Here is a 686-nt window from a genome sequence, read left to right on the forward strand (position 1 = left end):
GGGCGGTAGCGGCAGCCACTGCACAAACCAGCGTAGCGGGTGCGTTGACGGCGCTGAACACCGACACGGTCAACACCGCCAATATTGCGGTGAAATATGATGCGGTCGGCGGCAACGCCATCACCTTGGGGGCGACCGGTGGTGCAGGCGCACCGGCCGGCGGGGTGAAAATCACCAACCTGAGTGCCGGTGCCTTGAACGGCACCAGCACCGATGCGGTGAACGGCAGCCAACTCTTTGCCACCAATACAGCCGTGAATAATCTGGGGACCCAGACCACTACTCTGGGCAACACCTCGGCCAACACCCTGGGCGGCGGCGCCACTTACTCGTCGGCCACGGGGATTACTGGCTTCAGTCAGCCGATCAACGCGATCAGCAGCACCGGGGCGGTAGCGGCAGCCACTGCACAAACCAGCGTAGCGGGTGCGTTGACGGCGCTGAATACCGACACGGTCAACACCGCCAATATTGCGGTGAAATATGATGCGGTCGGCGGCAACGCCATCACCCTGGGGGCGACCGGTGGTGCAGGTGCACCGGCCGGCGGGGTGAAAATCACCAACCTGAGTGCCGGCGCCTTGAACGGCACCAGCACTGATGCGGTGAATGGCTCGCAGCTTTTTGCGACCAACCAAAGCCTCAATAACATCAACAATGGTGCCGGCATCAAGTATTTCCATGCC

1 pseudogene is annotated in these 686 nt (G+C 62.0%); it reads left to right on the top strand.

The annotated features are described in order from the left end of the window. Positions 1-686: pseudogene (locus AC1DHT_RS29225) on the top strand (hypothetical protein); the annotation flags it as partial.

This window comes from Pseudomonas sp. 05N432 (genome assembly GCF_056396945.1).